Below are 246 nucleotides of genomic sequence, written 5' to 3' on the forward strand. Positions count from 1 at the left end.
GCAAATGTACGAGTTTTCAAGCAAATCACAACACGTCCGTTTCGCAACTCAGATACTTCATTGTTGTTGGCGATACTGCAAATGTACGAGTTTTCAAGCAAATCACAACTTATACGACAAAGCTACTAGCCATTTACGGTTGTTGGCGATACTGCAAATGTACGAGTTTTCAAGCAAATCACAACTGATGCGGACAAGAATGCAAAAGAGGTCGGTTGTTGGCGATACTGCAAATGTACGAGTTTT

This window comes from Prevotella sp. HMSC073D09, from assembly GCF_001814145.1.
Lineage (GTDB): Bacteria > Bacteroidota > Bacteroidia > Bacteroidales > Bacteroidaceae > Prevotella > Prevotella conceptionensis.